The 26169-nt window shown below is 52.6% G+C and carries 25 protein-coding genes; 24 read left to right on the top strand and 1 reads right to left on the bottom strand.

Translation table 11 applies throughout. The features are described 5' to 3' along the window. Positions 1 to 242 precede the first annotated feature (242 nt). Positions 243 to 4451 carry a translocation/assembly module TamB domain-containing protein gene (locus HMPREF3066_RS09800; protein WP_070442582.1) on the top strand — a complete coding sequence of 1403 codons (4209 nt, stop codon included), beginning with the start codon at positions 243 to 245 and terminating at the stop codon, positions 4449 to 4451. An 88-nt stretch (positions 4452 to 4539) separates the two neighbouring features. Here the strand turns inward: HMPREF3066_RS09800 and HMPREF3066_RS09795 are convergent, their stop codons facing one another. Next, positions 4540 to 5157: a tellurite resistance TerB family protein gene (locus HMPREF3066_RS09795; protein WP_060975565.1), complete on the bottom strand. Its 618-nt coding sequence runs from the start codon at positions 5155 to 5157 to the stop codon at positions 4540 to 4542. Between the two features lie 359 nt (positions 5158 to 5516). Between HMPREF3066_RS09795 and HMPREF3066_RS09790 the strand changes: the two genes are divergently transcribed. From HMPREF3066_RS09790 to proB, 23 genes are all read left to right on the top strand, one after another. Next, positions 5517 to 5873: an NADH-quinone oxidoreductase subunit A gene (locus tag HMPREF3066_RS09790; RefSeq protein WP_003741940.1), complete on the top strand. Its 357-nt coding sequence runs from the start codon at positions 5517 to 5519 to the stop codon at positions 5871 to 5873. Continuing rightward, the gene (locus tag HMPREF3066_RS09785; protein ID WP_003677002.1) at positions 5864 to 6346 is read left to right on the top strand and encodes a NuoB/complex I 20 kDa subunit family protein; all 483 of its coding nucleotides are present in this window, start codon (positions 5864 to 5866) and stop codon (positions 6344 to 6346) included. The genes HMPREF3066_RS09790 and HMPREF3066_RS09785 overlap by 10 nt, the downstream gene beginning before the upstream one ends. Before the next feature lie 11 nt (positions 6347 to 6357). Then, on the top strand, positions 6358 to 6951 hold the full coding sequence (locus HMPREF3066_RS09780; RefSeq protein WP_019270812.1) for an NADH-quinone oxidoreductase subunit C: 594 nt from the start codon (positions 6358 to 6360) through the stop codon (positions 6949 to 6951). Beyond that, a complete protein-coding gene (gene nuoD, locus HMPREF3066_RS09775; protein ID WP_009310869.1) occupies positions 6941 to 8197 on the top strand; it encodes an NADH dehydrogenase (quinone) subunit D in 1257 nt (418 codons plus the stop codon). The genes HMPREF3066_RS09780 and nuoD overlap by 11 nt, the downstream gene beginning before the upstream one ends. Next, positions 8197 to 8670, top strand: coding sequence for an NADH-quinone oxidoreductase subunit NuoE (gene nuoE / locus HMPREF3066_RS09770; protein ID WP_003686707.1), 474 nt, complete (start codon positions 8197 to 8199; stop codon positions 8668 to 8670). Before nuoD ends, nuoE begins: the two co-directional genes overlap by 1 nt. A 26-nt stretch (positions 8671 to 8696) precedes the next feature. Further along, a complete protein-coding gene (locus HMPREF3066_RS09765) occupies positions 8697 to 9221 on the top strand; it encodes a DUF1643 domain-containing protein (protein WP_070442579.1) in 525 nt (174 codons plus the stop codon). 89 nt (positions 9222 to 9310) lie between these two features. After that, positions 9311 to 10606, top strand: coding sequence for an NADH-quinone oxidoreductase subunit NuoF (gene nuoF / locus HMPREF3066_RS09760; RefSeq protein ID WP_003776111.1), 1296 nt, complete (start codon positions 9311 to 9313; stop codon positions 10604 to 10606). A gap of 162 nt (positions 10607 to 10768) precedes the next feature. Further along, positions 10769 to 11098 carry a hypothetical protein gene (locus HMPREF3066_RS12940; RefSeq protein ID WP_134814533.1) on the top strand — a complete coding sequence of 110 codons (330 nt, stop codon included), beginning with the start codon at positions 10769 to 10771 and terminating at the stop codon, positions 11096 to 11098. A 63-nt stretch (positions 11099 to 11161) separates the two neighbouring features. After that, a complete protein-coding gene (gene nuoG / locus HMPREF3066_RS09755; RefSeq protein ID WP_070442576.1) occupies positions 11162 to 13423 on the top strand; it encodes an NADH-quinone oxidoreductase subunit NuoG in 2262 nt (753 codons plus the stop codon). Positions 13424 to 13425: 2 nt separating this feature from the next. Beyond that, on the top strand, positions 13426 to 14502 hold the full coding sequence (nuoH, locus tag HMPREF3066_RS09750) for an NADH-quinone oxidoreductase subunit NuoH (protein WP_070442573.1): 1077 nt from the start codon (positions 13426 to 13428) through the stop codon (positions 14500 to 14502). A 79-nt stretch (positions 14503 to 14581) separates the two neighbouring features. Beyond that, positions 14582 to 15061 carry an NADH-quinone oxidoreductase subunit NuoI gene (gene nuoI, locus HMPREF3066_RS09745; protein ID WP_002216341.1) on the top strand — a complete coding sequence of 160 codons (480 nt, stop codon included), beginning with the start codon at positions 14582 to 14584 and terminating at the stop codon, positions 15059 to 15061. 11 nt (positions 15062 to 15072) lie between these two features. Then, on the top strand, positions 15073 to 15744 hold the full coding sequence (locus HMPREF3066_RS09740) for an NADH-quinone oxidoreductase subunit J (protein WP_039404433.1): 672 nt from the start codon (positions 15073 to 15075) through the stop codon (positions 15742 to 15744). After that, a complete protein-coding gene (gene nuoK, locus HMPREF3066_RS09735) occupies positions 15741 to 16046 on the top strand; it encodes an NADH-quinone oxidoreductase subunit NuoK (RefSeq protein ID WP_049231377.1) in 306 nt (101 codons plus the stop codon). Before HMPREF3066_RS09740 ends, nuoK begins: the two co-directional genes overlap by 4 nt. Positions 16047 to 16051: 5 nt before the next feature. Further along, positions 16052 to 16588, top strand: a complete 537-nt coding sequence (locus HMPREF3066_RS09730) for a hypothetical protein (RefSeq protein WP_070442570.1) — start codon at positions 16052 to 16054, stop codon at positions 16586 to 16588. A gap of 176 nt (positions 16589 to 16764) precedes the next feature. After that, complete coding sequence (nuoL, locus tag HMPREF3066_RS09725; RefSeq protein ID WP_070442567.1) at positions 16765 to 18789, top strand: NADH-quinone oxidoreductase subunit L; 2025 nt, start codon at positions 16765 to 16767, stop codon at positions 18787 to 18789. A gap of 55 nt (positions 18790 to 18844) precedes the next feature. Beyond that, on the top strand, positions 18845 to 19150 hold the full coding sequence (locus tag HMPREF3066_RS09720; RefSeq protein WP_070442563.1) for a chorismate mutase: 306 nt from the start codon (positions 18845 to 18847) through the stop codon (positions 19148 to 19150). A 223-nt stretch (positions 19151 to 19373) separates the two neighbouring features. Further along, the gene (locus HMPREF3066_RS09715; RefSeq protein ID WP_070442560.1) at positions 19374 to 19694 is read left to right on the top strand and encodes a cupin domain-containing protein; all 321 of its coding nucleotides are present in this window, start codon (positions 19374 to 19376) and stop codon (positions 19692 to 19694) included. Between the two features lie 103 nt (positions 19695 to 19797). Further along, the gene (locus HMPREF3066_RS09710) at positions 19798 to 20955 is read left to right on the top strand and encodes an AAA family ATPase (RefSeq protein WP_070442557.1); all 1158 of its coding nucleotides are present in this window, start codon (positions 19798 to 19800) and stop codon (positions 20953 to 20955) included. Then, the gene (locus HMPREF3066_RS09705) at positions 20955 to 21416 is read left to right on the top strand and encodes a type II toxin-antitoxin system VapC family toxin (RefSeq protein WP_070442554.1); all 462 of its coding nucleotides are present in this window, start codon (positions 20955 to 20957) and stop codon (positions 21414 to 21416) included. The genes HMPREF3066_RS09710 and HMPREF3066_RS09705 overlap by 1 nt, the downstream gene beginning before the upstream one ends. A gap of 108 nt (positions 21417 to 21524) precedes the next feature. Continuing rightward, the gene (locus HMPREF3066_RS09700) at positions 21525 to 23021 is read left to right on the top strand and encodes an NADH-quinone oxidoreductase subunit M (protein WP_060974819.1); all 1497 of its coding nucleotides are present in this window, start codon (positions 21525 to 21527) and stop codon (positions 23019 to 23021) included. Between the two features lie 9 nt (positions 23022 to 23030). Beyond that, positions 23031 to 24506 carry an NADH-quinone oxidoreductase subunit NuoN gene (gene nuoN / locus HMPREF3066_RS09695; RefSeq protein WP_070442551.1) on the top strand — a complete coding sequence of 492 codons (1476 nt, stop codon included), beginning with the start codon at positions 23031 to 23033 and terminating at the stop codon, positions 24504 to 24506. Between the two features lie 127 nt (positions 24507 to 24633). After that, on the top strand, positions 24634 to 24933 hold the full coding sequence (locus tag HMPREF3066_RS09690) for a DUF2818 family protein (protein ID WP_039404497.1): 300 nt from the start codon (positions 24634 to 24636) through the stop codon (positions 24931 to 24933). A 54-nt stretch (positions 24934 to 24987) separates the two neighbouring features. Further along, complete coding sequence (gene proB, locus HMPREF3066_RS09685; RefSeq protein WP_070442548.1) at positions 24988 to 26112, top strand: glutamate 5-kinase; 1125 nt, start codon at positions 24988 to 24990, stop codon at positions 26110 to 26112. The last annotated feature ends 57 nt before the right edge of the window (positions 26113 to 26169 follow it).

Genomic DNA, 26169 nt, shown 5'->3' with positions numbered 1-26169 from the left:
CGTACTGGTTTAAAGTTAATCCACTATACATTTGTTGGCATTTTACCGCTTTGAGTATGACGTTCGGGCATATGGGGTCGTCTGAAACCTGAAATGCTGTCTTTCCCAAGCACAATTCGCTGCAATGGGATATGATTATCCTTTTTCAGACGGCCTGTCCTGATATGGGGTCGTCTGAAAAGCCGATTCCGTCGGGTGCGGCGGAGTCCTGAGAAGCCGTTAAGTCATACAAGAAAGCCAAGATGTCCGAAACAGCAGTCCAAGAAGCCCAAGAAACGCCAAACAGTGTGCCTACGCCGTCTGAAACACAACCCACCCCGCCCAAGCGCAAGAGACGCTGGTTGCGGGGTCTGTTGCTGACGTTGGTTGTGCTGGTGTGCGCGCTGGCGGGCTTTATCGGCTGGCTGGTGGGGACGGAATCGGGTTTGCGTTTCGGTTTGTACAAGATTCCGTCGTGGTTTGGCGTGAAGATTGCGTCGGAAACGCTGGAAGGTACGCTGGTCAAGGGTTTTCACGGCGATAAGTGGATGATTGAAACGGATGGGGCGGATGTGAAAATCAGCGCGTTCCGTTTTGATTGGAAGCCGTCCGAGCTGTTTCAGCGCAGCCTGCACATTACTGAAATTGTGGCGGGCGATATTGCGGTCGTGCCGAAGCCGACGCCGCCGAAAGAGAAAAAGCCGTCCAAAGGGCTGCCTGAGAGCATTGATTTGCCTGTGTTGGTGTTTATCGACCGTTTTGAGACGGGCAGGCTCAGTGTGGGCAAAAATTTTGACAAGCAGACGGCCTATCTCGACCATCTGAATGCGGCATACCATTACGATCAGAAAGAACACCGCTTGGATTTGAAAACCCTCGATACGCCGTGGAGCAATTCGACGGGTTCGGCGGTGGTCGGGCTGGAGAAGCCGTTTGCGCTCAATACGACGATTCAGACGAAGGGCGAGCTGGAAGGCGAGACGATAGAGGGTAAGGCGCGTCTGTGGGGCAGCTTGCAGGACGTGCAGACTGAAATCCTGCTGGACGGCGACGATGTGCATTTGTCGGCGAAATCTACGGTGCATCCGTTTGCAGCTTCGCTGGACAAGATGATCGGCGAGGTGCTGATCAAGGGTTTCAATATCAACCCGACCGCTTTCCTGCCGTCGCTGCCCAAGGCAAACCTGACGTTTGACGCGACCGTCGTGCCTTCGTTTACGCACGGTATCGCGCTGGACGGTTCGCTCGACTTGGAAAACAAGGCGGCGGGTTTTGCCGATGAAAAAGCCATTCCGGTGCGCAATATTTTGGCGGACTTCACGATTAACGACAACGGCGTGGTAACTGTCCAAGAGTCTGAAATCGGGCTGTTGGAGGAAGGTTCGTTCAATGTTGCCGGTACGGTCGATACGGTGAAAAACGCGCTTGCGCTCAAGATTAATGTGAACAACCTTGTTTCAGACGACCTCGTCCGTACCAATGTTGCCGGTCAGTGGAACGGGTTTATCGGTGTCAAGGGCGAAACTGCATCGCCTGATATCGATTGGAATCTTGAAAGCGGCAGCGCACAACTCTCCGGCCTGCTGTCATTCGTTACCGACAGACAACACGGGCAGCGCACCCTCAAACTCGACCGCGTCCGCGTCGCACCGCAAAACGGTGGCGAACTGACGGCGCAAGGTTCGCTCGAACTCTTCAAAGACCGCCTGCTCAAGCTCGATGTTTCCAGCAAGGCGTTCAATCCGTCCCGCCTCGACTCAAAACTGCCCGCCGGCAGCGTCAACGGCACCATCAATCTTTCAGGCGAACTGGCGAAAGAAAAATTCGCCGGCAAAATGCAGTTTGCGCCGAGTACGTTAAACAACGTCCCCCTCAGCGGCAAAGCCGACGTCGTTTACGAATCCGGACACCTCCCGCGCGCGCTGACCGACCTGCGTTTGGGCAACAATATTGTCAAAACCAACGGCAGCTTCGGCAAAAAAGGCGACCGCCTCAATATCGACATCACCGCCCCCGACCTTTCCCGTTTCGGTTTCGGACTGGGCGGACTGCTCAATACGCGCGGCTACATTTCAGGCGACCTCAAGGGCGGGCTGAAAACCTACGAAGCCGACCTCTCCGGTGAGGCGCGCGCCCTGCGAGTCGGCGATGCCGTCAACATCCGTATGCTTGACTTCAAACTCAAAGGCACGCCCGACATCAACCGTCCGCTTGCCGCCGACATCAAAGGCAGCCACATCGCCCTTTCCGGCGGCGCGACCGTCATCGATGCGGTCGACCTGTCCCTCAACGGCACGGGCGCACAACACCGCATACACGGCAGCAGCAGCATGGCGTTGGACGGCAAACCTTACAAACTCGAAATCAACGCGGCGGGCGGTCTGAACAAAGACTTCAATCAGTGGAAAGGCAGCGTGGACACACTCGACATCGGCGGCGCGTTCAACCTCAAACTGCAAAACCGCATGAACCTCGAAGCAGGCGCGGAGCGCGTTTCCATGAGCGCGGCGCGCTGGAGCGTGATGGGCGGCAGCCTCAACCTGCAAAACTTCGTTTGGGACAAAAAGACCGGCATCACCAGCAAGGGCAGTGCGCAAAGCCTGCACATCACCGAACTGCAAAACTTCGTCAAAATCCCCGTCGAACACAACTTGGTACTCGGCGGCGATTGGGATTTGGCGTACCGCCAAAATGCCCGCGGCTACCTCAACATCAACCGCCAAAGCGGCGACATCATCCTGCCGAACAAAGACCCGAAAAAACAAATGCCCTTGGGTTTGAGCGCGCTCGTCCTGCGCACCCGTTTCCAAAACGGCCGCATCGACAGCACGCTTGACGGCAGCACCCGTTTCGGCAGCGTCAACGCCGTTTTGGGCATCAGCCAGCAGTTCGGCAACAAAATCGCCAACGCGCCGGTCAGCGGCAAAATCAACCTCAACGTCCCCGACTTGGGCGCAATCAAAACCTTCCTGCCCGCCACCGCGCAAGGCATTACAGGTCGTCTGAACGCCGCCGCCACCATAGGCGGGCGCGTCGGTTCGCCCACCATCGCCGCCACCTTGAACGGCACCAGCAACTACGGCACTGCCGAAGGTACGGTCAACATCGGACAGGGCGCCAGCGTGGACACCGCGCCTTTGAGCGGCAAACTCAACCTCAACGTCGCCGACCTCGAAGTCTTCCGCAACTTCTTGCCCGTCGGACAAACCGTCAAAGGTCGTCTGAATGCCGCCGTCAGCCTTGGCGGACGCGTCAGCGATCCCCAGCTTTCCGGTACACTCAACGGCGAAAACCTCTACTACCGCAACCAAACCCAAGGCCTCATCCTCGACAACGGCGTTTTACGTTCCCATTTGCAGGGACAACGCTGGATTATCGACAGCCTCAAGTTCCACAAAGGCGGTACGCTCGAGCTGAAAGGCTCCGTCAACCTTGCCAACGCCGATCCGGATGTTGACGTAGATGTCGTCTTCGACAAATACGACACCCTCTCCCGTCCGAACCGCCGCCTGCGCCTCTCCGGCAGCGCGAAAGTGCAATACAACCAAGCCAGAGGCTTCATCCTCAACGGTACGTTGGGCAGCGACTACGGTATGTTCGGTTCGCAAAAATCCTCCATGCCCTCGTTGGACGACGATGTCGTCGTGTTGGGCGAAGAGAAAAAACAAACCGCCGCCGTAACGCCTATCAGCCTCAACCTGACGCTCAACCTCAACGACAACATCCGTTTCGTCGGTTATGGTGCAGACATCACCATAGGCGGCAAGCTGACCATCACTTCCCGCCCGGGCGAAGCCATCCAAGGCGTCGGTACGGTTAAAGTCGTTAAAGGCCGTTACAAAGCCTACGGACAAGACCTCGACATCACCAAAGGTACGGTTTCTTTCGTCGGCCCGCTCAACAACCCCAACCTGAACATCCGCGCCGAACGCCGCCTTTCCCCCGTCGGTGCGGGCGTCGAAGTCCTCGGCAGCCTCTCCAATCCGCGCGTAACCCTTGTTGCCAAAGAGGCGATGAGCGAAAAAGACAAGCTCTCCTGGCTCATCCTCAACCGCGCCAGCAGCGGCAGCGACGGCGACAATGCCGCACTTTCCGCAGCGGCAGGCGCGCTCCTTGCCGGACAAGTCAACGACAGGCTCGGACTGGTGGACGATTTGGGCATCACCAGCCAACGCAGCCGCAACGCCCAAACCGGCGAACTCAACCCCGCCGAACAAGTGCTGACCGTCGGCAAACAGATTACCAACAACCTCTACGCAGGTTACGAATACGGTATTTCCAGTGCCGAGCAGTCCGTCAAGCTCGTGTACCAGCTCACCCGCGCCATCCAAGCCGTCGCCCGCGTCGGCAGCCGTTCATACGGCGGCGAGTTGAAATACACCATCCGTTTCGACAGGCTCTTCCGTTCGGATTACGAAAACGACCGAAAAATCGAAGAAGCGGAAAAACAGAAAGCCACGCAAACGCAATAACGCCGACGGAAAGGAAAAGGTCGTCTGAAAACTGAAACATGGGTTTTCAGACGACCTTCTTTATATTTTTAAGTCTGCCTGCTTATTATCAAGCCAAATCAAGCTGCTTTTCCAAATTTTCCACCAACTGGTCATCCAGTTTCAAGGCTTGCGACAGCCGGCTTAAGAACACGATTTCTTTACGGGATAAATCGGCACACACCAATCTTGCCGCCAGATAGGTTTCTGCGGCCAAAGCTTCATCGTTGCCGACGGCTGCTGCGATTTCCTCGACTGTTGCCGGTCTTTCATATTCGGCGGCAAGCCAGGCGGCGGTTTCTGCATCTGTACCGCTTTCACGGGCAATAACCTGTTTTTCCGCTTCATCAATCAACCCGTCCGATGCGGCGGCTGCAATCATGGTGCGCAGGATGACGCGGCTGTGTGTTTCGGCAAGTTGGCCGACAGGTTCGAACGCTTGTTGCGGCAATTCGGGTTGGTTGCGGTTTTGCTGCCAGCTTTGATAGCCTTTGTAGGCAATATAACCCAAAGCTGCGACCGAACCGGCTTTGACCAGTTTTTTGGTGTTTTTCTTTTTCATCAGCATAGAAGCCAGTCCTGCCACTAATGCACCGCCGCCGAAAGAATTAAGCGGGCTGTCGGCGACGGATTTGCTATTTTTTTGAACCGTTCCCAAAATTTGGTTGAGCAGGTTGTTGAAATTCATTGTGATTGTCCTTTTTGAGGGTGGGTTTTTAAATCATATGGGTATTCAGACTTAAAACAAGGCATGGGGGTGTTAAAGGATGCAAATGCTTATGAAGTATAGGGGAAGTCGTCTGAAAATCAAATCGGGCAGGGTTTCTGGATTGTTAAGCATTACCTGCAAAAAGGATGGCGAACTGTCGGCAAGAGGTAAATAAAACAGTAAGGAACAAAACACAAATAAGAATCGTTATCATAAACTTATTGAATTTATTAAGATTTTTTTGCAGGTTGACCGACATTTACCTTTTAATGGATTTTGAAATTCGATAAAATAGCAGGATATTAAGATTTGTCTGTCAACCAGTTAGGCATAAACCCATGTTGGCCAGTTACTTTCCCGTCCTCGTATTCATCCTCGTCGGCCTTGCGGCCGGCGTGCTGTTTATCCTGCTCGGCACGATTTTAGGTCCGAAACACCACTACGCCGAAAAAGACGCGGCTTACGAATGTGGTTTCGAAGCCTTTGAAAACGCCAGGATGAAGTTTGACGTGCGTTATTATCTCGTCGCCATCCTGTTCATCCTCTTCGATTTGGAGGTTGCGTTTATGCTGCCGTGGGCGGTGGTGTTCAAAGATTTGGGCGCATACGGCTTCTGGTCTATGCTGGTGTTTATCGTCGTTCTGACGGTAGGCTTTGTTTACGAATGGAAAAAAGGTGCGCTGGAATGGGAATAGAAGGCGTTTTGAAAAAAGGTTTCATCACCACCAGCGCGGATACGGTGCTGAACTATATGCGTACCGGTTCGCTGTGGCCGGTTACTTTCGGTTTGGCCTGCTGCGCCGTGGAAATGATGCACGCGGGTATGGCGCGTTACGACCTTGACCGTTTCGGCATTATTTTCCGTCCGTCGCCCCGTCAGGCAGACCTGATGATTGTGGCGGGTACGCTCACCAATAAAATGGCGCCCGCCCTGCGTCGCGTATACGACCAGCTCGCCGAGCCGCGTTGGGTATTGTCTATGGGTTCGTGTGCCAATGGCGGCGGATACTATCATTATTCTTATTCCGTCGTGCGCGGTGCCGACCGTGTCGTGCCGGTAGACGTTTATGTGCCGGGTTGCCCGCCGACTGCGGAAGCCCTGATTTACGGTCTGATGCAGCTCCAGCAAAAAATCAAGCGCACTTCCACCATCGCGCGGGACGAGTAAGGGGGGACGATATGGCAAGCATTCAAAACTTATACGATACCGTCAGCCGCGTTTTGGGCAATCAGGCAAGCAAAGTCATTTCCGCTTTGGGCGAGATTACCGTCGAGTGTCTGCCCGAACACTATGTTTCAGTGATGACCACGTTGCGCGACCATGAAGAACTGCATTTCGAGCTTTTGGTCGATTTGTGCGGCGTCGATTACAGCACTTACAAAAACGAAGCATGGCAGGGCAAACGCTTCGCCGTCGTCAGCCAGCTTCTTTCCGTTAAAAACAATCAGCGCATCCGCGTGCGCGTCTGGGTTTCAGACGACGATTTCCCCGTGGTCGAATCCGTGGTTCCCGTTTACAACAGCGCGGATTGGTACGAGCGCGAAGCCTTCGATTTGTACGGCATCATGTTCAACAACCATCCTGACCTGCGCCGCATTCTGACCGATTACGGCTTCGTCGGACATCCGTTCCGCAAAGACTTCCCGATTTCCGGCTATGTGGAAATGCGTTACGACGAAGAACAAAAACGCGTGATTTACCAACCCGTTACCATCGAGCCGCGCGAAATCACGCCGCGTATCGTCCGTGAGGAGAACTACGGTGGCCAATAAATTAAGAAACTACACCATCAACTTCGGCCCGCAACACCCTGCGGCGCACGGCGTATTGCGTATGATTTTGGAGTTGGACGGCGAACAAATCGTCCGTGCCGATCCGCATATCGGCCTCCTGCACCGAGGCACAGAGAAACTGGCGGAAACCAAAACCTATCTGCAAGCCCTGCCTTATATGGACAGGCTGGACTACGTTTCCATGATGGTCAACGAGCAGGCATATTGCTTGGCGGTAGAAAAACTTGCCGGTATCGATGTACCAATCCGCGCCCAATATATCCGCGTGATGTTCGCCGAAGTAACGCGCATCCTCAATCACTTGATGGGCATCGGTTCGCACGCTTTCGACATCGGCGCGATGACCGCCATTCTCTACGCCTTCCGCGACCGCGAAGAGCTGATGGACTTGTACGAAGCCGTTTCCGGCGCGCGTATGCATGCTGCCTACTTCCGTCCCGGCGGCGTTTACCGCGACCTGCCCGACTTCATGCCTAAATACGAGAGCAGCAAATTCCGCAACGCCAAAGTATTGAAGCAGCTCAACGAATCCCGCGAAGGCACCATGCTCGACTTCATCGACGCCTTCTGCGAACGTTTCCCCAAAAACATCGACACACTCGAAACCCTCCTGACCGACAACCGCATCTGGAAACAGCGTACCGTCGGCATCGGCGTTGTCTCTCCCGAGCGCGCCATGCAAAAAGGCTTTACCGGCGTGATGCTGCGCGGTTCGGGCGTGGAGTGGGACGTGCGTAAGAAACAGCCGTATGAAGTGTACGATCAAATGGATTTCGATATTCCCGTCGGCGTCAACGGCGACTGCTACGATCGCTACCTCTGCCGCATGGAAGAAATGCGTCAATCCGTACGCATCATCAAACAATGCGCCGACTGGCTGCGCGTCAATCCCGGCCCGGTCATCACCACAAACCACAAATTCGCTCCGCCCAAACGTACCGAAATGAAAACAGGTATGGAAGACCTGATTCACCATTTCAAACTCTTCACCGAGGGTATGCACGTTCCCGAGGGCGAAACCTATACCGCTGTCGAACACCCGAAAGGCGAGTTCGGCGTTTACATCATTTCAGACGGCGCAAACAAACCCTACCGCCTGAAAATCCGCGCACCCGGCTTCGCCCACCTGCAAGGCATGGACGAAATGGCAAAAGGCCACATGCTCGCCGACGTTGTTGCCATTATCGGTACGCAGGACATCGTATTCGGGGAGGTTGACCGATAATGTTATCCGCAGAATCCTTAAAACAAATCGACATCGAGTTGGCAAAATATCCCGCCGACCAACGCCGTTCCGCCATCATGGGCGCGTTGCGCATTGCCCAAACCGAAAAAGGCTGGCTCGCCCCCGAAACCATCGCCTTTGTTGCCGACTACATCGGCATCACGCCGGCGCAGGCATACGAAGTCGCCACTTTCTACAATATGTATGACCTCGAGCCGGTTGGTAAATACAAACTGACCGTCTGCACCAACCTTCCCTGCGCCCTGCGCGGCGGCATGGATACCGGCGAATACCTGAAGAAAAAACTCGGTATCGGCTACGGCGAAACCACGCCCGACGGCAAATTCACCCTCGTCGAAGGTGAATGCATGGGCGCATGCGGCGACGCTCCGGTTATGCTGGTCAACAACCACAGCATGTGCAGCTTTATGACTGAAGAAGCGATTGACAAGAAACTTGCCGAACTGAAATAAAAGGCCGTCTGAAAAAGGGATATGGTATGGAATACATAATAGATATTTATGAAACAGATGAATTAAATAAATATCGTTTTGTATTAGGCTCTATATCTGAAAAAACGCTTTTTGTTTTTGGTATTAATCCTAGTACTGCAGATGACAAAGAACCTGATCCTACAATTAGAAAAGTCATGGGTTTTACTGAGGAAAATGGATATACAAGTTTTGTAATGTTTAATTTGTATCCACAAAGAGCAACGAATCCTAATGATTTACCGCAAGAAGCTAGTAAAGAAATTATACAAAAAAATGTTGAAATCATTTCTAAATTGATTTCACAACAAGTAACTAGTGATATTTTGTTGGCTTGGGGTGGTTTATTTTATTCTAGAGCGTATTTCTCCGACTGCTTAAAACAGCTTTACGAAAACTTAAAACAGTACCCTGTAAATTGGTTAAGAATTGGGGAGTTTTTAAAGAGCGGACAGCCTCGACACCCATTATATGCAGCGTATAGTAACGAATTAAAGAAAATGGACATGCTGAATTTTTTGGAGAAAATTTAGCGAAGTAGGTTGGGAAACAATACAAAATACATTCAGGCCGTCTGAAAACAACGGCTGCAATCGATACGAAAACGAACAGGCACACCAAAATGGCTATTTACCAATCAGGCGTGATTTTTGACCAAGTGGATACCGCCAATCCCGACTGCTGGACATTGGACGAATACGTCAAACGCGGCGGTTACAGCGCGCTGCGTAGAATCCTGTCCGAAAACATCTCGCAAACCGACGTGATTGACGAAGTCAAAACCTCCGGCTTGCGCGGGCGCGGCGGTGCGGGCTTTCCGACCGGCTTGAAATGGAGCTTTATGCCCCGTTCCTTCCCCGGCGAAAAATACGTAGTCTGCAACACAGACGAAGGCGAACCGGGTACGTTCAAAGACCGCGACATCATCATGTTCAACCCCCATGCCCTGATTGAAGGCATGATTATCGCCGGTTACGCGATGGGTGCGAAAGCGGGCTACAACTACATTCACGGCGAAATTTTCGAAGGTTATCAACGCTTTGAAGCCGCACTCGCTCAAGCGCGCGCCGCAGGTTTTTTGGGTAAGAATATTTTAGGTTCGGACTTCGAATTCGAACTTTTCGCCCACCACGGCTACGGCGCATACATTTGCGGCGAAGAAACCGCATTGCTCGAATCGCTGGAAGGCAAAAAAGGCCAGCCGCGCTTCAAACCGCCGTTCCCCGCCTCGTTCGGCCTGTACGGCAAACCGACCACCATCAACAATACCGAAACCTTCGCTTCCGTGCCGTTTATCGTCCGCGACGGCGGTCAGGCGTTTGCCGACAAAGGCATTCCGAATGCCGGCGGTACCAAACTGTTCTGCATCTCCGGCCACGTTGAGCGTCCGGGCAACTATGAAGTGCCGTTAGGCACGCCGTTTGCCGAAATCCTGAAAATGGCGGGCGGTATGCGCGGCGGCAAAAAACTCAAAGCCGTTATTCCCGGCGGTTCATCCGCGCCCGTATTGCCTGCCGACATCATGATGCAGACCAATATGGACTACGACTCGATTTCCAAAGCCGGCTCGATGCTCGGTTCCGGAGCGATTATCGTGATGGACGAAGACGTGTGCATGGTCAAAGCCCTTGAGCGCCTGAGCTATTTTTATTACGACGAATCCTGCGGCCAATGCACCCCCTGCCGTGAAGGTACCGGCTGGCTCTACCGTATCGTCCACCGCATCGTAGAAGGCAAAGGCCGCATGGAAGACTTGGATTTGTTGGATTCCGTCGGCAACCAAATGGCAGGCCGCACCATCTGTGCTCTCGCCGACGCCGCCGTCTTCCCCGTCCGCAGCTTTACCAAGCATTTCCGTGATGAGTTTGTGCATTACATTGAACACGGCGGACCGATGAAGCCGAATAAGTGGTGTTGAGGTTTCAGACGATCTTTATTTGAATAATTCAATCTGTTCGAAGAGATTTGAGTAAAACCTTTGCATGCCTTTATTATGAATTGTCATGTGCAATCTTCTGTTCAAAAGGGATCGTGGGGAATCCCCCAATTTGATTAAATTTTGAACTGAAAGGTAGTTAATATGAAGATAAGAGATATCCTGGGTGTTTTAATGGCGGTTTTGTTATTAGCCAGTTGTGCATCTGCTGCCCCAAACTATATTAATGGTCGCTATTATATGGCCGGAGATTCAGCTTGTGAGCGAGGGAGTGTAAATAAAGATGGCAATCTGAATTGTTATAATTCAAAAGGAGAATATACAGAATCAAGAAGACCTATTTCTGAGATGCAAGCAAAAGCTTGGTATGACAGTATAAATAGCCCAAGTAGCTTCGGTGGAGGTGGATATAATCCTCCTCGTCAAACAATCTGTAATAATATTGCAGGAACTGTAATTTGTAATTCTTTCTAAAGTAATTTATACAAATATTTAGTAAATAATTATTTATCAAATACCCGTAACTAGGAACGAACCATGTTACAAATCGAAATCGACGGCAAACAGGTATCTGTGGAGCAGGGCGCGACGGTGATTGAGGCCGCGCACAAGCTCGGTACTTATATTCCGCATTTCTGTTACCACAAAAAGCTCTCCATCGCCGCCAACTGCCGTATGTGTCTGGTGGATGTGGAAAAAGCCCCCAAACCGCTGCCCGCCTGCGCCACGCCGGTTACAGACGGCATGATTGTGCGTACGCATTCGGCAAAAGCCCGCGAAGCGCAGGAAGGCGTGATGGAGTTCCTGCTCATCAACCATCCGCTTGATTGTCCGACCTGCGACCAGGGCGGTGAATGCCAGTTGCAGGATTTGGCGGTGGGCTACGGCAAAACCACCAGCCGTTATACCGAGGAAAAACGTTCCGTCGTCGGCAAAGACATGGGGCCTTTGGTTTCCGCCGAGGAGATGAGCCGCTGCATCCATTGCACCCGCTGCGTGCGTTTCACCGAAGAAATCGCCGGCTTGCAGGAAATTGCGATGGCGAATCGCGGCGAACACTCCGAAATCATGCCCTTTATCGGCAAAGCGGTGGAAACCGAGCTGTCGGGTAACGTCATCGATTTGTGCCCCGTCGGCGCGCTGACCAGCAAACCGTTCCGCTTCAACGCGCGTACTTGGGAGCTGAACCGCCGCAAATCCGTTTCCGCACATGATGCTTTGGGCAGCAACCTGATTGTGCAAACCAAAGACCATACCGTCCGCCGCGTGCTGCCGCTGGAAAACGAAGCGATTAACGAATGCTGGCTGTCCGACCGCGACCGTTTCGCCTACGAAGGCCTGTATCACGCAAGCCGTCTGAAAAAACCGAAAATCAAACAGGGCGGCGAGTGGATAGACGTGGATTGGAAAACCGCGTTGGAATATGTCCGTAGCGCGATTGAATGTATCGCCAAAGACGGCAACCAAAACCAAGTCGGTATTTGGGCGAACCCGATGAATACGGTTGAAGAACTGTATCTGGCGAAGAAACTTGCCGACGGTTTGGGCGTTAAAAATTTCGCCACCCGCCTGCGCCAACAGGACAAACGTCTTTCAGACGACCTCAATGGTGCGCAATGGCTGGGACAAAGTATCGAATCGCTGGCGGACAACGAAGCCGTACTGGTGGTCGGTGCGAACCTGCGCAAAGAACAGCCGCTCCTGACTGCCCGCCTGCGCCGCGCTGCCAAAGAACGCATGGCTTTGAGCGTGTTGGCCAGCAGCAAGGAAGAATTGTTGATGCCGCTTCTAGCTCAGGAAGCGGTGCATCCCGACGAGTGGGTAGGTCGTCTGAAAAACCTGTCTGCCGATGCGGAAAACGCGATTACCGCGAGCCTGAAAAACGCTGAAAAAGCAGCGGTGATTTTGGGCGCGGAAGTGCAAAACCATCCCGATTACGCTGCGATTTACGCCGCCGCACAAGAGCTGGCGGACGCAACCGGCGCGGTGCTGGGTATTTTGCCGCAGGCTGCCAACAGCGTCGGTGCGGACGTATTGGGCGTGAACTCAGGCGAGAGCGTTGCCGAAATGGCAAACGCGCCGAAACAGGCAGTCTTGCTGCTCAACGTCGAACCGGAAATCGATACGGTGGACGGCGCAAAAGCCGTAGCCGCGTTGAAACAGGCGAAAAGCGTGATGGCGTTTACGCCGTTTGTCAGCGAAACGTTGCTGGACGTGTGCGACGTATTGCTGCCGATTGCGCCGTTTACCGAAACATCGGGCAGCTTCATCAATATGGAAGGCCGTCTGCAATCCTTCCACGGCGTCGTTCAGGGCTTCGGCGACTCGCGTCCGCTGTGGAAAGTGTTGCGCGTATTGGGCAACCTGTTTGACCTGCAAGGCTTTGAATACCACGATACCGCCGCGATTCTGAAAGACGCGTTGTACGCGGAAAGCCTGCCATCCAAACTGAGCAACCGTGCCGCATCGACTCAAAAAGATTTTCAGACGACCTCAAGCCGCCTCGTGCGCGTGGGCGGAGTCGGTATTTATCACACCGATGCCATCGTGCGCCGTTCCGCGCCGTTGCAAGCGACCAGCCATGCCGCCGTGCCTGCCGCGCGCGTGAATCCGAACACTTTGGCGCGTTTAGGCCTCCAAGACGGACAAACCGCTGTCGCCAAACAAAACGGCGCAGGCGTGTCTGTGATGGTCAAAGCCGATGCCGGACTGCCTGAAAACGTGGTGCATCTGCCGCTGCATACCGAAAATGCCGCGCTGGGTGCGTTGATGGACACTATTGAACTGGCGGGAGCTTGATTATGCAGGAATGGTTCCAAAACCTCTTTGCCGCAACGCTCGGTTTGGGCGATTTGGGCATCACCGTGGGCTTGGTGGTGTCCGTCATCGTCAAAATCGTGATTATCCTGATTCCGCTGATTCTGACCGTCGCCTACCTGACTTATTTCGAACGTAAAGTCATCGGCTTCATGCAGCTTCGCGTCGGTCCGAACGTAACCGGTCCGTGGGGGCTGGTTCAGCCGTTTGCCGACGTGTTCAAACTCTTGTTTAAAGAAGTTACCCGTCCGAAGCTGTCAAACAAAGCCTTGTTCTACATCGGCCCGATTATGTCGCTCGCCCCGTCTTTCGCAGCGTGGGCGGTGATTCCGTTCAACGAAGAATGGGTGCTGACCAATATCAATATCGGCCTTTTGTACATCCTGATGATTACCTCGCTGTCGGTTTACGGCGTGATCATCGCGGGCTGGGCTTCCAACTCCAAATATTCGTTCCTGGGCGCAATGCGTGCCTCCGCGCAAAGCATTTCTTACGAAATCGCCATGAGTGCCGCGCTGGTGTGCGTCGTGATGGTGTCGGGCAGTATGAACTTCTCCGACATCGTTGCCGCACAAGCTAAGGGTATCGCGGGCGGCTCCGTGTTCTCGTGGAACTGGCTGCCGCTGTTCCCAATCTTCATCGTCTATCTGATTTCCGCCGTTGCCGAAACCAACCGCGCACCGTTTGATGTGGCGGAGGGCGAATCCGAAATCGTTGCCGGCCACCACGTCGAATATTCCGGCTTCGCGTTCGCGCTGTTTTTCCTTGCCGAATACATTTTCATGATTCTGATTGCCGCGCTGACATCGCTGATGTTCCTCGGCGGCTGGCTGTCCCCGTTCCCGCAAAGCTGGGGCATTGTCGGCACGCCTTCCGCGTTCTGGATGTTCGTGAAAATGGCGGCGGTGCTGTACTGGTATCTGTGGATTCGTGCAACCTTCCCACGCTACCGCTACGACCAAATCATGCGCCTAGGCTGGAAAGTGCTGATTCCCATCGGCTTCGCCTATATCGTGATTTTGGGTCTGTGGATGATTTCGCCGCTGAATTTGTGGAAATAAGTTTCAGACGACGTATCAAGGTCGTCTGAAAACGCAGTTTTGAATATTTAACGGAATCCCTGTTTTGAGGGAACAGAATATGGCTAATTTAGTAAAAACTTTCTTGCTCGGCGAACTGGTCAAAGGCATGGGCGTAACACTCAAAAACTTTTTCGCCCGCAAAGACACGATTTATTTCCCCGAAGAGAAAACGCCGCAGTCTGTGCGTTTCCGCGGTCTGCACGCGCAGCGGCGGTATCCGAACGGTGAGGAACGCTGCATCGCGTGTAAATTGTGCGAGGCGGTGTGTCCGGCAATGGCGATCAACATCGAATCTGAAGAACGCGAAGACGGCACGCGCCGCACCAAGCGTTACGACATCGACCTGACCAAGTGTATCTTCTGCGGCTTCTGCGAAGAAGCCTGTCCGACCGATGCGATTGTGGAAACCCATATTTTTGAATACCACGGCGAGAAAAAAGGCGACTTGCACATGACCAAGCCGATCCTCTTGGCAATCGGCGACAAATACGAAGCCGAAATCGCCAAGCGCAAAGCCGCTGACGCGCCGTACCGCTAAGGAGCAGACGAATGACTTTTTCCGCGATTCTGTTCTATATCCTTGCCGCCATCGTCCTATACGGTGCGCTGCGTACCGTTACTGCGAAAAACCCTGTCCATGCCGCTTTGCATCTGGTGCTGACCTTCTGCGTGAGCGCGATGATTTGGATGCTGATGCAGGCGGAGTTTTTGGGCGTTACGCTGGTGGTCGTGTATGTCGGCGCAGTGATGGTGCTGTTCCTGTTCGTCGTGATGATGCTGAATATCGACATCGAGGAAATGCGCGCCGGTTTCTGGCGTCATGCGCCTGTTGCCGGTGTGGTCGGTACGCTGTTGGCGGTTGCGCTGATTCTGATTCTGGTCAACCCGAAAACCGACCTTGCCGCATTTGGTTTGATGAAAGACATTCCTGCGGATTACAACAACATCCGCGATTTGGGCAGCCGTATTTATACCGACTACCTGCTGCCGTTTGAGCTGGCGGCGGTATTGCTGCTGTTGGGTATGGTGGCGGCGATTGCGCTGGTTCACCGTAAAACCACCAATCCGAAACGCATGGATCCTGCCGACCAAGTTAAAGTGCGCGCCGACCAAGGCCGTATGCGCTTGGTGAAAATGGAAGCCGTGAAACCGCAAACCGAATCTGCGGAAGAAAACGAAGTTTCAGACGACCTCAAGCCGAAAGAGGAGGGCAAAGCATGATTACCTTGACGCATTATTTGGTATTGGGCGCGCTCCTGTTCGGTATCAGCGCGATGGGCATCTTTATGAACCGCAAAAACGTGCTGGTCTTGCTGATGTCGATCGAGCTGATGCTTTTGGCGGTAAACTTCAACTTTATCGCCTTCTCGCAGCATCTGGGCGATACCGCCGGACAGATTTTCGTATTCTTCGTATTGACCGTTGCTGCTGCCGAATCTGCCATCGGTTTGGCAATTATGGTATTGGTGTACCGCAACCGACAAACAATCAACGTTGCCGATTTGGATGATTTGAAAGGGTAGAGCGGATGCCGTCTGAACAAACCGATCAAGTGAATATCGAGCAATGGGTGTTTAAGCCGCGTTCGCTTTTAGTTTTGTGTTGGCTTGTTATTCCGTTTTTCTTGTCGATTTGGCTGGTGTGGTTTGCGTTCGCATGGGCGGGGCGGTTGGGCTGGCTGTTTGGCTTATTGTCGGTTTTGTGTGCGGGTATCGGGATTGCCGGATGGAAGATGTGGCAAAATTCGCGCCGCAATACGGGCAGAGATCGGGAATTCATACGTTTGGACGAAGACGGTTTGTCTTATTGCATACACGGCTGTGGGGCGGGTAAGGTGAAATACGCATGGATACGCTCTGTGTATCAAGTTCATACAAGGGGCTGTCAAGGCATTGCGGTGGAATACCGTAGACCTGAAACAGGCGTGTTTTTGGATACAATAATGCTGACTGACCTTGACCGCTTGGACTTAGGCGGGAACGGTTTCAAATTGGTAGATCCCCACGACATCATCACTAAAGCGATTAGGGCGCGTTGTCAAGACAGGCAGCTTTATCGGATTTGAATGCTGTCGCACGGTTTGGCTGAAAATCCGAAGCCTGTAAGGAAAAAATTTAAGGTTGGACAACCTGCCTTATGGCGTGAGGTCGTCTGAAAACCAAGACAAAGTAGATTGGTCGGATTAGGGAATCCGACCGACAAAGCAAACATAGATTTTTAAATCAAAAAGGTTCATCCAAAATGAACGACATGACTTTATATCTCATCATTGCCCTCGTGCCTTTGGCAGGCTCGCTGATTGCGGGTTTGTTCGGCAATAAAATCGGACGTGCCGGCGCGCATACGGTTACGATACTCGGCGTGGCGGTGTCCGCCGTACTGTCGGCTTATGTGCTGTGGGGCTTTATCGACGGCAGCCGCGCCAAGTTTGACGAGAATGTCTATACTTGGCTGACGATGGGCGGTTTGGATTTTTCCGTCGGCTTCTTGGTCGATACGATGACGGCGATGATGATGGTCGTGGTAACGGGCGTGTCGTTGATGGTGCATATCTACACCATCGGTTATATGCACGATGAAAAAGTCGGCTACCAACGCTTCTTCAGCTATATTTCTTTGTTTACATTCAGCATGTTGATGCTGATCATGAGCAACAATTTCGTCCAACTCTTCTTCGGTTGGGAAGCGGTGGGCTTGGTATCGTATCTCTTGATCGGTTTCTATTTCAAACGTCCGAGCGCGATTTTTGCCAACCTGAAAGCCTTTTTGATCAACCGTGTCGGCGACTTCGGCTTTTTGCTCGGTATCGGTTTGGTGCTTGCCTATTTCGGCGGCAGCCTGCGTTATCAGGACGTATTCGCCTATCTGCCCAACGTACAAAATGCCACCATCCAGCTTTTCCCCGGTGTGGAATGGTCGTTGATTACCGTAACCTGCCTGCTCCTGTTTGTGGGCGCGATGGGTAAATCGGCTCAGTTCCCGCTGCATGTCTGGCTGCCCGATTCGATGGAAGGCCCGACGCCGATTTCCGCATTGATTCACGCCGCGACGATGGTTACGGCGGGTCTGTTCATGGTGTCGCGCATGTCGCCGATTTACGAAATGAGCAGCACCGCGCTGTCGGTCATTATGGTTATCGGCGCGATTACCGCTCTGTTTATGGGTTTCTTGGGCGTGATTCAAAACGACATCAAGCGCGTGGTTGCGTATTCCACCCTGTCGCAACTGGGCTATATGACCGTGGCTCTGGGCGCGTCCGCCTATTCCGTGGCGATGTTTCACGTCATGACCCACGCCTTCTTTAAAGCCTTGCTGTTCTTGGCCGCAGGTAGCGCCATTATCGGTATGCACCACGACCAAGACATGCGCCATATGGGCAATCTGAAAAAATACATGCCGATTACTTGGCTGACCATGCTGATCGGTAACTTGTCGCTGATCGGTACGCCGTTCTTCTCCGGCTTCTACTCCAAAGATTCGATTATCGAAGCGGCGAAATACAGCACCCTGCCGGGCAGCGGCTTTGCCTATTTCGCCGTCCTCGCCAGTGTGTTCGTTACCGCGTTTTACGCGTTCCGCCAATACTTTATGGTGTTCCACGGCGAAGAAAAATGGCGCAGCCTGCCCGAACACCATTCAGACGGCCATGGCGAAGAACATCACGGCTTGGGCAAAAACGACAATCCGCACGAAAGCCCGCTGGTCGTTACCCTGCCGCTGATTCTGCTTGCGATTCCGTCCGTCATCATCGGTTACATCGCCATCGAACCCATGCTCTACGGCGATTTCTTCAAAGACGTGATTTTCGTCAACGCCGACGCGCATCCGACCATGCACATCATGAAGGAAGAGTTCCACGGTGCATTGGCGATGGTGTCGCACAGCCTGCATTCGCCCGTCCTCTATCTCGCTATCGCAGGCGTATTGAGCGCATGGCTTTTGTACGTCAAACTGCCGCACCTGCCCGCCAAAATCGCGCAGGCGTTCCGTCCGGTTTACGTTTTGTTTGAAAACAAATACTACCTCGACGCCCTGTATTTCAACGTCTTCGCCAAAGGTACGCGCGCGTTGGGCAACTTCTTCTGGAAAGTCGGCGATACCGCCATTATCGACAACGGCATCGTCAACGGTTCTGCCAAACTGGTCGGTGCGATTGCCGCTCAGATACGCAAAGTCCAAACCGGCTTTATCTACACCTACGCCGCCGCTATGGTGTTCGGCGTATTGGTATTGCTCGGCATGACCTTCTGGGGCTTGTTCAGGTAAAAATGAGATTTTCATACGACGTTTAGGTCGTCTGAAAAAGGAAACGTGAGAAAGAATGGTTGAAGCCAAATTACCGCAAACCCTAGACGAAGTCCGTGAAGCCATCGACGGTTTGGACAAGGAATTAATAGAATTGCTCGCCCGCCGGCAGAAGCTGGTACGGCAGGCAGGCCGTCTGAAACCTAAAAACGATGTGCAGGCGGTTTCCGCGCCTGAACGGGTGGCGCAAGTGATTGCCTCGCGCCGTGCCTATGCCGAAAAGGCCGGTTTGTCGCCCGAAGTAGCCGAAGCAGTTTGGCGCAGTATGATTGATGCGTTCATTAAACTGGAGATGGAAACCAACCGTACCGACGGGGCGTAGCCAACATTTCGGTCATAATTGATTTACTTGGATAGATACGGAATTTGCCGACCGCCGTCATTCCCGCGCAGGCGGGAATCCAGACCTATCGGCGCATAAACCTGTCAAGGAAAAAGGTTTCCTAAAATCTACGTTCTGGATTCCCGCCTGCGCGGGAATGACGGGATTTAATAAAAGTTGTATTGATAGGTTTATCTAGATACAGAATCAAAGAGACGCGAAAATGCCCGACACGCACACCATCCGCTCCGCCGAATTTACCGCTCCCCGAGCATGGGACGCACTCGACATTGCCAATATGAACGGCACTACCGTGCGCCTGCACTGGACGGACCAGCCCTACAAATGGCACGTCAACGACGGCGAGGAAGTGTTTGCCGTGATGGACGGCGAAGTCGATATGCACTACCGAGAAAACGGCGAAGAACACATCGTTCGGTTGAAAAGCGGCGACATCTTCTATGCAGGAATCGGTACGGAACACGTCGCCCATCCGTGCGGCGAAGCGCGGATTTTGGTGATCGAGAAAGAAGGCAGTGTTTGAGGTCGTCTGAAAAGAAGGTTTCAGGCGGCAACAGATTAGAGTTTCAGACGACATCTGACATTTCAGATAATCAGGCCGTCTGAAAAATAGAAGGGCAGATAATATGGATAAACAGCTGTTTGACGGTACAGTTCGTTTTGAGCATGTAACCGGTGTCGGCACGATGCAGGTAGATTTCCAGCCCAATCAGCGTGTTTATACGATGATTGGCGAGAATGGTGTGGGTAAGACCAAATTTTTGGAATGTTTGTTTACGGTTTTGCTCTTTACCAATTCATCTGCATTGGAAAAAGGTGGTTGCATTAAGACAAATAAATTACCTTTTAAAAAAGTGGAAAGTCTAATTTTCACTCAAAAATTTGATGAAAATGAAGTTTATCAGATCGGGGGTGAAGGGAGGACGCTTTTTTCAGGTTATACCCATGATTTGCCAATTATTTATTTGGCAGCGCAGAATCGTGGTGGCATTAAATATACGCATTCTGCTATACCAGAATTGGAGAAGCATGAAAAGCGAATGGAAAAATATTTAGATGGGCTCTTTGATATTTTCTGGCATGACCATACTGAAGAAAATTTCAAAAATCTGAATATGAATACGAATGTTAAAGAGTGGGTTATTCAACGTGCCAACTCTGCTAACCAATTCCAAGCAAAAGAGGATAATCGTCAGATAGAGTTAGAAGTATTGGTTTCGTTATTGAACAAAATAGATAGTCGAATCGATGAAAAATTCTTAGAAAAGTCTGGTTACGAAGTATTTATCAAAGTCGAAGGTGAAAGACGGGAGCTTTCAGATTTATCTAGTGGATTCACATCTATTGTGAAGATTATTCAATCTATTATTGCGGGTTATAGCTATTTTACTAATAAAGAACAAATTGCAGAGGTTGATGGGGTAGTTCTAATTGACGAAATAGAAAGCCATTTGCACAACGAATGGCAGATCAAAATTGTACCGCTGCTGAAAAAATTGTTTCCGAACACAACGTTTTTCATTACCACGCATTCGTCTTTGGTCATCAGTCAGTTGGAGCAGGGAGAAGCCTACCGTTTGGCACGTAGCAAGGACGGGGTGGTCTATGGCAAGATGATTGACTATCCAAGTAATGCTTCTTTTGTGGATTTGCTCAACGAAGCATTCGGCGTGGATTTGAATAAGAAGAAGATAGAACGCGTCCAAGAGCGTAATCAAGAACAGGCAAAAAAAGCCTTATTAGAATTGGTACGTCAGGAATTGGGCGGATTAGGGGATAAATAATGACGGTTTATCTTTTAGATACCAATTACTTGGTTTATTTGGCGGATGATGACAGTGATGAAGAAAAGCGGAAAGCCGTATTGAGCGATATGGCGGAAAAGTTGCAGCAGGATGACAACCGTTTTGTAATTACCCCGCTTATCCGTTATGAAGTTTTGCGCGGTGTAGATTGGGGAAAATCTGAAAAATTGTCTCTATTAACCGGTGTTTTGGCACAGTTTGAATCTTTGGACATTACACAGAATGTTTCTGATTTGGCAAGTAATCTGTACCGCTTTGATAAGTTTGAAGCCGAACGTGATAATACGCCGAAGAATTTAGAAAAACGTAAATTCGATATGTTTCATTATGCGACTGCCAGTGTGAATAATTTAGAAATCTTATCCCACGATACCGATGTTAATAAGATTAAAGATTTACATGAAAGAATGAGGCTGGAAGATTCGGCAAAATTAGCTTGAGACAAATAGCAGAAGCCTGAACAATCTTTTTCAGACGGCCTCTTAAAACGTCGTCTGAAAAACCAACCCATACAACTATATTTTTATTTTAACCACAGGTTAACCACTATGTTTTCCAACTACCTACTCAGCTTGGCAATATGGATACCCATCGCTGCGGGCGTGCTGGTTTTAGCGACGGGGCCGGACAGCCGTGCGCCGCTTGCCCGCGTGCTCGCTTTAATCGGTGCGCTTGCCGGTTTCTTGGTAACGCTGCCCTTGTTTACGGGTTTCGACCGTTTGAGCGGCGGCTATCAGTTTACCGAGTTCCACGAGTGGATTCCGCTTTTGCGAATCAACTACTCGTTGGGGGTGGACGGTATTTCGGTGCTGTTTGTCATTCTGAACGCGTTTATCACGCTGATGGTGGTGCTGGCGGGTTGGGAAGTGATTCAGAAGCGTCCGGCGCAATATATGGCGGCGTTTTTAATCATGTCGGGCCTGATTAACGGCGCGTTTTCAGCGCGGGATGCCCTGCTGTTTTATGTGTTCTTCGAGGGTATGCTGATTCCGCTGTACCTGATTATCGGTGTATGGGGCGGTCCGCGCCGCGTGTATGCGTCGGTGAAGCTGTTTCTCTATACGCTGATGGGTTCGTTGCTGATGCTGGTGGCGATTGTGTATCTGTCTTACCAAGTCGGTGGCTTTGCGATTGAGGATTTCCAAAACATCAAACAGATTCCGCTGGGCGTGCAACAGCTTTTGTTTGTGGCGTTTTTCCTGTCGTTTGCGGTGAAAGTGCCGATGTTCCCCGTGCACACTTGGTTGCCGGATGCCCACGTTGAGGCGCCGACGGGCGGTTCGATGGTGTTGGCGGCGATTACGCTGAAATTGGGCGCATACGGCTTTTTGCGCTTCATCCTGCCGATTCTGCCCGACGCGTCGCGCTATTTCGCGCCGGTCATCATCGTGTTGAGCCTGATTGCGGTGGTGTATATTGGCATGGTCGCGCTGGTGCAGACCGATATGAAAAAACTGGTGGCATATTCGTCCATCAGCCATATGGGTTTCGTTACCTTGGGGATGTTCTTGTTCATTAACGGACAGTTGAACGACTGGGCGTTGAAAGGCGCGGTCATCCAGATGATTTCACACGGTTTCGTGTCGGCGGCGATGTTTATGTGTATCGGCGTGATGTACGACCGCCTGCACACGCGCAATATCGCCGATTACGGCGGCGTGGTGAACGTGATGCCCAAGTTTGCGGCGTTTATGATGCTGTTTGCGATGGCAAACGCGGGTCTGCCGGCGACTTCGGGCTTCGTGGGCGAGTTTATGGTAATTATGGGCGCGGTCAAAGTGAATTTCTGGGTGGGCGCGCTGGCGGCGCTGACGCTGATTTACGGTGCGTCTTACACGCTGTGGATGTATAAGCGCGTGATTTTCGGCGCGGTCGGTAATCCGCACGTTGCCGATATGAAAGACATCAACTGCCGCGAATTTGCGATTCTGGCGATTTTGGCGGTTGCGGTATTGGGTATGGGCCTGTATCCGCAGGCGTTTATCGAAGTGGTGCATCAGGCGGCAAACGATTTGATTGCCCATGTGGCGCAAAGCAAGATTTGAGGTGTGCGAATGAACTTGATTGATTTGAACTTAATGCCTGCCATGCCCGAAATCGTGCTGTTTGCGCTGCTGATTGCCGTATTGCTGGCAGATTTGTGGATTAGCGATAAAAACCGCTATCTGACCCATCTGATGAGCTTGGGAACCGTTATTATCGTAGCGGTTACGCAGCTGGCAGTGTGGGAGCAGGGCAGTACGTTGGCGTTTCACGGAATGTATATCGCCGACGGTATGTCGCGCCTGTCCAAGCTGGTGTTGTACGGATTGACCTTCGGGCTGTTTATTTACAGCAAGCCCTATAATCAGGCGCGCGGTATTTTTAAAGGCGAGTTTTATACTTTGTCGCTGTTTGCCCTGTTAGGCATGAGCGTGATGGTGAGTGCGGCGCATTTCCTGACCGCCTATATCGGTTTGGAACTTTTGTCGCTGTCGCTTTACGCCATGATTGCGCTGCGCCGCGATTCCGGCCGCTCCGCCGAAGCCGCGCTCAAATATTTCGTCTTGGGCGCGCTGGCTTCCGGCCTGCTGCTCTACGGCATTTCGATGGTGTACGGCGCGACGGGTTCGCTCGAATTCGCCACTGTTTTGGCGTCGTCTTATAGCGAACTTGCCAACGAATGGCTGTTGAAACTGGGGCTGGTGTTTATCGTTGTGGCGGTAGCGTTCAAACTGGGCGCGGTGCCATTTCATATGTGGGTGCCTGACGTGTACCACGGCGCGCCGACATCCGTTGCCGCGTTTGTCGGTACGGCGCCGAAAATCGCCGCCGTCGTCTTTGCCTTCCGCATTTTGGTTACCGGTTTGGGAACGGTGCATCACGACTGGTCGCAGATGTTCGCCGTGTTGGCGGTGGCATCGCTTTTGGTCGGTAACCTTGCCGCCATCATGCAGGCCAACATCAAACGTATGCTTGCCTATTCCACCATATCGCATATGGGCTTTATCCTGCTGGCGTTTATGGCGGGAGCGGTCGGTTTTGCGGCGGGCTTGTATTACGCCATTACTTACGCGCTGATGGCGGCGGTCGGTTTCGGCGTATTGATGGTATTGTCCACCGACAATATCGAGTGTGAAGAAATCAAAGATTTGGCAGGTTTGAACCAACGCCATGCCTGGTTTGCCTTCCTGATGTTGCTGGCAATGTTCTCGATGGCGGGTATTCCGCCGCTGATGGGCTTTTACGCCAAATTCGGCGTGATTAAGGCTTTGTTGAGCGCATCAACCGCCCAAAATGCCGCCATGGCGGGCAGCACATACATCGTACTTGCCGTGTTCGCCGTAGTGATGTCGTTAATCGGCGCGTTCTACTACCTGCGCGTAGTCAAGGTCATGTATTTCGACGAATCTGCCCATGACCAGCCCGTTGGCAGCAACTATGCCGCCAAATTCTTCCTAAGCGTCAACGCGTTCCTGCTGATTTTGTGGGGCATCATGCCACAAACGGTGATTGACTGGTGCGCTAGGGCTTTGGAAAACACCTTGTAAAGTGATGAACCGAAACGGCAGCCGTGTCAGAGGCTGCCGTTTTTGTTAAGATACGCAGCTCAAGATTGTTTTTTCAGACGGCCTTTTGAATCAAAAAGGCCGTCTGAAAACAGAAAGACACACCATCATGACCGCATCCATGTACATCCTTTTGGTATTGGCACTCATCTTCGCCAACGCCCCCTTCGTTACCACCAAATTTTTCGGTGTATTCCAGCTCAAGCGCAAACATATCGGGCATCACCTCGTCGAATTGGCGGCAGGCTTCATCCTGACCGCGGTCCTCGCCTACATTCTCGAATCCCGCGCTGGCGCGGTTCAGCATCAAGACTGGGAATTTTACGCCACCGTAGTCTGCCTCTACCTGATATTCGCCTTCCCTTGTTTCGTATGGCGTTATTTCTGGCACGCGCGCAACCGCGAATAAACTTTTCAGACGGCCTTCCGACCATTCCGCCACCCCGAACAAACGAGAAAAACCATGTCCCTGCAAAACCTCTCCAACATCCGCACCCTCGTCGTCAAAGTCGGCTCCAGCCTCGTTACCGCAGGCGGCAAAGGCATAGACCAAGCCGCACTCGACCGCTGGGCGGCGCAAATCGCCGAATTGGGCAAACAAGGCGTACAAACCGTCCTCGTTTCCAGCGGCGCCATCGCCGAAGGCATCAAGCGACTGGGCTGGAGCAAACGCCCCACCGCCATCAACGAACTGCAAGCCGCCGCCGCCGTCGGGCAAACCGGCATTGCCCAAGCCTACGAAGCCGCGTTCGCACCGCACGGCATCCGCACCGCCCAAATCCTGCTCACCCACGACGACCTGAGCAACCGCACCCGCTATCTCAACGCCCGCAGCACCCTGCAAACCCTGTTATCCAAAGGCATCGTCCCCGTCATCAACGAAAACGACACCGTGACCACCGACGAAATCAAACTCGGCGACAACGACACCCTCGGCGCACTCGTGACCAACCTCATCGAAGCCGACGCCCTCGTCCTTCTGACCGACCAAAAAGGCCTGTACGACAGCGACCCGCGCAAAAATCCGCAAGCCAAACTGATTCCGACCATAGCAGCCGACCATCCCGACCTCGAAAGCATGGCGGGCGGCGCGGGCAGCAGCGTCGGCACCGGCGGCATGTACACCAAAGTGACCGCCGCCAAACGCGCCGCACTCAGCGGAGCCGCCACCGTCGTCGCATGGGGCGGCGAACCCGACGTCCTCGTCCGCCTCAAACAAGGCGAAAGCATAGGCACGCTCTTTACCAGCGCGCACAGCCGCGTCGCCGCCCGCAAACAATGGCTGCTCGGACACGTCCAAACCGCCGGCAGCCTGACCGTCGACAGCGGCGCGGTAAAAGCCCTGACCGAACAACACGCCAGCCTGCTGCCCGTCGGCTGCATCCGTGCGGACGGACATTTCCACCGCGGCGAACTCGTCGCCATCCTCGATACCGACGGCAAAGAAATCGCCCGCGGCCTCACCAATTACAGCAGCGGCGAAACCGCCAAAATCCTGCAAACCCCGTCCGAACGCATCGCCGAAAAATTAGGCTATACCCACGAAGACGAACTTATCCACCGCGACAATATGGCGTCGCATTGGTAGGGAAGGGGAAAAGTAAATATATAAGGTGTAGAAATCAGTAGCGTTGTTTACAGTATT

The organism is Neisseria sp. HMSC03D10 (genome assembly GCF_001807625.1).
Lineage (GTDB): Bacteria > Pseudomonadota > Gammaproteobacteria > Burkholderiales > Neisseriaceae > Neisseria > Neisseria mucosa.
This window is presented reverse-complemented; position numbering and strand designations above follow the sequence as displayed.